At 26.6% G+C, this 7,533-nt stretch carries 7 protein-coding genes; all 7 read right to left on the bottom strand.

Features of this window, described 5'->3' with window-relative positions; genetic code table 4:
• Nucleotides 1-736 (bottom strand): hypothetical protein (locus BU00_RS04610; protein ID WP_036458990.1); only part of this gene is annotated, 736 nt, incomplete at its 3' end.
• Nucleotide 737: 1 nt separating this feature from the next.
• Nucleotides 738-1,013 (bottom strand): hypothetical protein, encoded by a 276-nt coding sequence (locus tag BU00_RS0102845; protein WP_027121407.1) that lies wholly within the window; start codon nt 1,011-1,013, stop codon nt 738-740.
• Nucleotides 1,014-1,017: 4 nt separating this feature from the next.
• Nucleotides 1,018-2,058, bottom strand: a complete 1,041-nt coding sequence (locus BU00_RS0102840) for a carbohydrate ABC transporter permease (protein WP_027121406.1) — start codon at nt 2,056-2,058, stop codon at nt 1,018-1,020.
• A complete protein-coding gene (locus BU00_RS0102835) occupies nt 2,018-3,052 on the bottom strand; it encodes a carbohydrate ABC transporter permease (RefSeq protein WP_027121405.1) in 1,035 nt (344 codons plus the stop codon). The genes BU00_RS0102840 and BU00_RS0102835 overlap by 41 nt, the downstream gene beginning before the upstream one ends.
• A complete protein-coding gene (locus BU00_RS0102830; protein WP_027121404.1) occupies nt 3,042-5,108 on the bottom strand; it encodes an ATP-binding cassette domain-containing protein in 2,067 nt (688 codons plus the stop codon). The genes BU00_RS0102835 and BU00_RS0102830 overlap by 11 nt, the downstream gene beginning before the upstream one ends.
• A 55-nt stretch (nt 5,109-5,163) precedes the next feature.
• Complete coding sequence (locus BU00_RS04910) at nt 5,164-6,462, bottom strand: thermonuclease family protein (protein WP_051521854.1); 1,299 nt, start codon at nt 6,460-6,462, stop codon at nt 5,164-5,166.
• Nucleotides 6,463-6,530: 68 nt separating this feature from the next.
• Nucleotides 6,531-7,533 (bottom strand): hypothetical protein (locus BU00_RS0102820; RefSeq protein ID WP_027121403.1); only part of this gene is annotated, 1,003 nt, incomplete at its 5' end.

The following is a 7,533-nucleotide window of genomic DNA, read 5'->3' as shown; positions in this document are numbered from 1 at the left end:
ATTCTTCTTTAATACTTGATTTACCTTGTAAATCTAAACTTTCAAGGTAATAAGCATAAAATGGTGTATCCTTAACAAAATTTTCAACAACTTTTTCAACAAGTTCTTTTGTAATTACTTTATTAGGATCTGTTGTGTCTCAATAAACTAAACTATCTACAATATTGATTAATGATTTTATTCTTTTTTCAGTGTTTTTTACTTTGTCATCTTTTTGTTCTAAACTTTTATTGCTACTATTAATTATTTTAGAAATACCGAATTGATTTGGTAATTGTTTTGCATAATAACTATCAACTAACGATTTTAATTCGTTTAAATTAGATGTTAATTCTTGTTTAACTCTTGCATCTTTAACACTATTTACAACATTTTGATTAATTGTTAAACTTCTATCATTTTCACCGATAATATATGAATTTGAAATAGTTACTTTAATATGATCATTATTAACAATAAATGTTCCTTGAATAAATGGTTCCATTTTAGTTAATGAATAATTTAAAAGAACTGTGTCATATAATTTATTTTCAAATTCAATTAATGCTGGTATTTGCTGTTCTTTTGGTAATGAAGATGCGAATCTTGTTTTTTCATTTGTTCAATTGTTATTTGAAAATTCTTTTGAGTAAACAACTGTTTTATCATTTTCATATAAACACGATACAGCACTAAGAGGAGCACAAGTTAATAATGCACTAGTAAAGATAAATTTAAATTTTGATATTTTTTTCATACTAATTAAACTGTTCTGCATATTTTCATGATTTAATACCTGAGTATGATATTACAGTACCTAACAAGAAAATTAAGCAAGAAAAAGCTAAACCTCCTATTGAATATGATCTTAGAGCATTATATAAATCAACAATATTATTATCAAGTAAAACTTTTGAATTAACAGACAATGTGTTATCTAATACTGAAACAAATATTGACAATGCAATAATTCCACATAAAGCAACAAATGCTAAAATTGTTCAAATTATAACTTTTCTTTTGTATCCACTCATAAGTTTATCCTTTAATTGTTGAACCTTGTCTACTAATAGCAGCCATAATTCTTTTTCTAAATATAAGATAGAACACGAAAACAGGTAAGATAACAAGTAATGCTGCTGCCATTTTGATATTTAATAAAACTGGTCCGGCATCTTGGTAGTTAGGATCGATTCCAGCTTTAAATAATCAAACAGAAATAACTTCAAGTTTTCTACCAGCAGTAGCTATAACTGATGGTCATAAATATGCATTTCATGAAGCAAGAGCGGTTAAAATACCAATTGTTAATGTTGTTGGCATAACCATTGGAAATGCTACTTTAACCATATATTTTAAACCAATTGCACCATCAACTGCTGATACTTCTTTTATTCTTCCAGGAATTGCTTCAAAAGCATTTTTATACATAATAGTATTAAAAATACTTGCTGTAAATGGTAATGCCATTGCTAAAACGAATTTAAAGTACGAAAGATTTAAACCTGTTTTAACAACAACAACATATTGTCCTGAAAGTAAAGCTACCTCTGGTAAAACTAAAAGCGCAAGTGAAACAAAGATTACAAAACCTTTTCCACGTCATTTTCTAATAGCAAATGCATAACCAAGTAAAAATGTAACTATAATTTTGAAAAATACTGACACAATTACATTAAGAGTTGTTAATCCTAATGAACTAAAGTATCCAGAAGTAATAGCTCTTTTATAAGTGTTCGCTACAACAACTGCTCATGGTTGAATACTTAAACCAGTTAAATTAGGATTTCCTTCAACATATAAAAATGTTTGACCTTCACCAAAACTTGGAATTAATTTTGCTGCATTTGTTGATAATTCTGCTGCCTCTTTATCATTCATAAATGAAATCAACACCATAAAAATAAATGGAAATAGAACAATTAAACCAAAAAATACTAAAACAGATAATTTTAAAACAGATGAAATAACTCTTCCAGAAATTGTTTTATCAGTAACCTGACTTGAAACTTTTTCTTGGCTTTTAATTAGTTTTTTCTTAATTAATCTCTTTTGAAGTTTTAACTTTAACTCAAACATTTCTTTCTCCTAATGTATTTAATGTTAATTGAATCATAAAGAATCCACCTCTAATAATTGATGAAAAAGTTACACCAATTATAAATAATGATAATGATGCTGCGCCAGAAGCATAAAAGTCTCCAGATTGTGTTACTAAGTAAATATATAACATCAATGTTCCACCACCACGGTTAAATGCATTATTAGGATTATTTTCAAATAATGCAAGTGGAAACACTTTTAAACCACCAATAATTGCTAATGTAACAATAAAGTTGATTGTTCCTTTAATAGATGGTAAAGTTATTGAAAAGAATTGTTTAATTTCTCCACAACCATCTATTGATGCTGATTTATATAAGTTTTTATCAACACCCATCATTGCTGTTGTGAAAATTAAAATATTAAATGCTAAACCACTTCAAATACCATTAATAATCATTGCAACAAGAGCGTTAAATGTATATTGATCTGTTGTATCTAATCAAGCAACATTTGACCCTATTAAAGAGTTAAATAAACCATTTTTGCTAAATAGTTGAATAAATGCCAATGAAACCGCAACCGCATTTGTTACATAAGGCATAAAGAAGATTGTTTGTCAGAAAGATTTAGTTCCTTTTCTAACTAATTTTGCTATAACAGATGAAACTGTTAATGAAATCATTAAAACAAATGGTAATACAAATAAACCATAAATAAATGAGTTTCTTACACCAACAGCAAAACGTGATGATGTAAATACTTCTTTATAATTTTCAAAAGTAAAACCACCTTGTCTGTGTGTGAATGAATAAATAATATTCATTCCCATAGGTACAAGTGTAAACATTGTGATTAATACTAATGCAGGAAGCAAAAGTAAAAACGGAACAATAAAAGGTGTACGCTTGTCTAAAATTGAGTGAGATAGTGATGCTTTATTTTTTGATTGTTTTCTTAAAGACCATCCAAAAAGAAATGGTATTTTTTGTGCGATAAACAAGTGTAGTTTATCTAAATTAGTATTCATACTCTAATCTTTCTTCACTCATTGCATTGAAAATATGTAATTTTTCAACTGGTAAGTCAAAGTAAATAAATTCACCTACTTGACTCTTGAAATTATTGTCTAATAAGAAGTTTACACGTCCAACTTTTTCTATTTCAACTATTAATTTACTTTCTTTACCAAAGTTTTCAAGTGCTATAATTTTTCCTTTAAACATATAATTTTCATCTTGTGTTTTTAAAATATAATCTTCTGAACGAACACCTACATTAAGTGTTGCATTATTTATATCTTGAATTTTAATATTTGGTACATTTACACCAGAAACAATAAGTTCTCCATCTTTATATTCCGAAGGGAATAGTCCCATTTCAGGCATACCTAAGAAACGAGCGACAAATTGGTTTTTTGGTTTGTTATACAATTCTAATGGTGAGCCCATTTGTTGTACTCTTGAAGTTGACATACAGATAATAATATCTGAAATTGACATCGCTTCTTCTTGATCATGAGTAACGAATACTGTTGTAATACCAAGTGATTGTTGAATTTCTCTAATCCATTGACGTGTAGAAATACGTAACTTAGCATCAAGGTTTGAAAGAGGTTCATCCATTAATAAAATTTCTGGTTTTTTAACAATAGCACGTGCAATAGAAACACGTTGTTGTTGTCCTCCAGATAACCTTGTTGGTTTTTTCTGTAAAATTGGAACAATTTCAACACGTTTTGCAACTTCCATAACTTCTTCATGAATCGCTTTACGCAATGAAATAATTGATTTAGATGTTTCTTTAAGAAATTCTTTTTCAGAATCTGTTAAATTCACATTTGCGATTGTTTCTTTTGTGTAATTATATTTTTTCTCTAATTCAGAAACTAAAAGATTGAATGATTTTTTAGCAACAAAAGGCAATTTTTTTGCATCATTTTTAAGTTTAATGTAACCTGGATGTTCTTTTTTTGTGGCTTTAAACTTAATTTTTGCTTCTTTGTAAAATTCTTTTGTTGTTTGTTTTTCAACTTTATATTTTTCTAAGATTGCTTTTCTTTTAATGATATATTTATATCTTGTAAGAAGTTTTAATACTTTTTCTTCAAGTTTTACGATAGCAATTCTATCTTTTAAAACTAAATTATTAATTTCCATTGCAACAAGTTTTGCAGAAAATTTTTCAAGCATTTGACATCTTGCTTCAATATCTTGATCACTATTAAGTTTTTCATAACTTTTGTATTCTGAACGAAGGTCATTTAATACAGAAGCATTTACTAAATCTTTTGGTAATAAACCATTTTGTTCGTCAGACTTAAATTTAGTTTTAATTGTATCGATTTTAATTTTTGAATCTTTTTGAATTTTTTCATTAGTCTTAAGAACGTTTTTAGTTAATAATGAAATTTGAGAAGTTTCATGAACCATTGCTAATTTATAATTTGTATGAGCTTTTTCATATTCTAAAACTAAATCAGCATATAATTCATTAAGTTTGTGATGAAGTTCTGAAGAAATAAGTTTTCAATTTTCAAAACTTTGAGCAAGTTTTTCAATTTCTTCATTTGAAGCACCAAGTTTTTTTAGATAAAATTTTCTTATTTCATTTGTTGCTTCAAGTTTTTTCATCATTACTTTATTTTGTCAGTCAAAATCATTTTTAAGCGGAAATGCAATATTTGCATAAACACTCATATGAGGATATAATGCATAATTTTGAAATACAAAACCAATTTTTCTTCTTTGAGGAGTAAAGTCGGTTACATCTTTACCTTTGAATAAAATTTTACCTGATGTAACTGTTAATAAACCAGCAATAGCATTTAATGTTGTTGTTTTTCCTGACCCTGAAGGCCCAAGTAATGTAACAAGTTTTCCTTCTGGAATTTTAAAACTAACATTGTCAACAGCTAACGTTTCACCAAAGTCGATATTTAAATTCTTTAACTCAATAGCTGCAACTTCATTTAAATTTGTTGTTTCAAATTCATCAGCATATTTAGCTATTTCTTTTAAATCGTCTTCATTAACAGAAACTGTTTTTTCTTTTGCTCAATTTAAGAGCTTTTTAATAAAAATCATTTAAAATCCTTTCATTTTATATAAATTAATTTTACTAAATTATTTGATATTTTCATTATGATTGCTTTTGAGACTCTGTTTTTACATTAACTTCTGACTCAGCATCAAAAGGTTGTCATGATGAATTTGGTTTAATATTATAAACATAATCTGATACTTGTTTTGGTGTTAAATATTTATAAAATCCATTTCTTTTTTCTTTCGCTTCATTGAATGCTTCAAATATTGCTGGATAAACATCCTTAACATAATCATTTTTTTGATCAAACTTTTTCTCTCAACCAGAACTTGAATATGGTAATGAATAACCAGCTCTAACTATTTCAACATTATATGAATATTCAAAATTATCTCCAAAGAAAATGTCTGCTGTTTGTCTTCCGTATGTATCAGAACCAGAAATATAAGCAACTCTTACTCTTGAATTTTTCTTTAATACTTTTTCTCCAAATGCACTTGATTGTAGTGCAAAAATATATTCAAATGGACTTGATTTTATAGATTTTGAACCAGAACCAACTGCTTTTTCAGGAGTATCTATTCCTGCAAGCCTAATTTTATATGAATCATTTTTTGAAACTGTGGCAAATTGAGTTTTTTTGTTTTCAACAGGTTGAACTGTAAATGTATCACCATCAGAATGTGCAGTTAAGATGGCATCATAGTAATAAGGAGCAAATGATGCATCATTTCAAGGAACATTAATTTTTTTGAAATTTTCTTTATTTTCATTAATATTATTTGAATGAATTGGAGCTGTTAATCTTCTTTGTTTTGCAAATTTAATCAATGGTTCAATAAAACCGACAACTTTTTTATTATCTTTTAACACATCAAATTCAAATATTACATTGTAATTAAAATCTTTGATATTAAAAGCTGCATTTTGATTCTTAGGTGCTTTAATACCAAGATCTCCTAAGTCAAGTTTTGCTATAACTCTATTAAGTTTTAGAGTTAATACTTCATCATCAATTGAAATATTAAAAGATTTAAATGCACCATTATATTCTTTTATTTTTGGTAATAATAAAGTATCAGTTTCAAATGAAATTAATTTATCAACTTCATCAATTGTTATTAATGTTTGAAGTTTTTGTTGTACAAGTGATTCAATTTTTTTAATTGTTTTATTTTGTTGTTCTTGGTTATGGTATTTATTTCTAACATAAATTAAGTTTTCATTTTGGCCTAATTTTTTTTGACCTTTATAAAACACAATTGGTTGAACTCTATTCTCTTTAGTAGAAATTTCTTGTTCTACTTTGTTTGAACATGAAGTAGCAATTATTGGCAACGAAATTAATGTTGCATTAGATAATGTAAATAATATTTTTTTATAATTAAGTTTCATAATTCTCCACTTATTTAAAAATATAATTTGCAATTTGCAAACTATATTTTTATTTTTAAATAGTAATATTAATCATTAACACTTGCATGAGCACTTGCTGATCATGTTTCAAAATTATTTTTTGAATTTTCTTTTTTATCAGCATTTGTTTGGATATTGTCTCAAGCAGATTTTAAATCTTCTCTAAATTGACCTGATTTTTTACCTACTGGTTCTTCATAAGTTGTAAAGTTTGAATCACTTGCAGCTTTTTCAAACATTTCAAATGCAACTTTTAAGAACTCGTTTTTACCATAAATACGTGATTTGTCATTATCAGAAGCAGATTCAAATCCTTTAACAGGTGTTATATAACTCATAGCGGTTTGAATGAATGTTAAAACATCTGAACTAAATGATTCTGTATTTCTAAATGCTCTAACATCATTTGCTTTTGCTAATGGAGCTCAATCAATTTGTTTTTTATCTGTTAATAATCATTTTAAGAATGCTCTTGTTGAGTTTTCATCAACTGGATTTGATTTAATACCAACTATCGATGGACCTTGTAAGAACACAACTGATTTAGGATCTTTTGCTTCAAATTTATTTGGTGTAGGTAAAGCAAATAATTCGTTTTGTTGTAATGTTTCAGTTGTTTGGAAAGTTCTCACTTTCATATCTAAAACATCAGCAAAGAATTTATCAAGTTTTGTTCATATTTGTTCTTTAACAGTTTTTGTTTTATTTGTTTTATTATCTGTTATTTGCTTTTCTTGTTCTTCGTAGTAGTTTTTAAATACAACTAAAGCATGTGTTTCTTTTTCTTGATCTAATTTATTACCAACTTTTATAAATAAAACATCATTATTTTGAAGTTTTTCAAGTTTTTTAAATAAACCACCTTCTTTAAAGTTTGTGAGGTTTTCATCATACTTAGTTACAACAACTAAATGTTTGCTTACATCAGTACCAACAAATTCTTTAAATTTGTCCATGTCTTCTGTTTTTTCAAAATAAACATCATAATTACTTTTATTTTTTTGTTCTTCATCTCTAAATGCTTGTTCTGATAAAAAGATTTTGTTATAA

The sequence above is a fragment of the Mycoplasma leonicaptivi ATCC 49890 genome (genome assembly GCF_000622205.1).
Lineage (GTDB): Bacteria > Bacillota_I > Bacilli_A > Mycoplasmatales > Metamycoplasmataceae > Mycoplasmopsis > Mycoplasmopsis leonicaptivi.
This window is presented reverse-complemented; position numbering and strand designations above follow the sequence as displayed.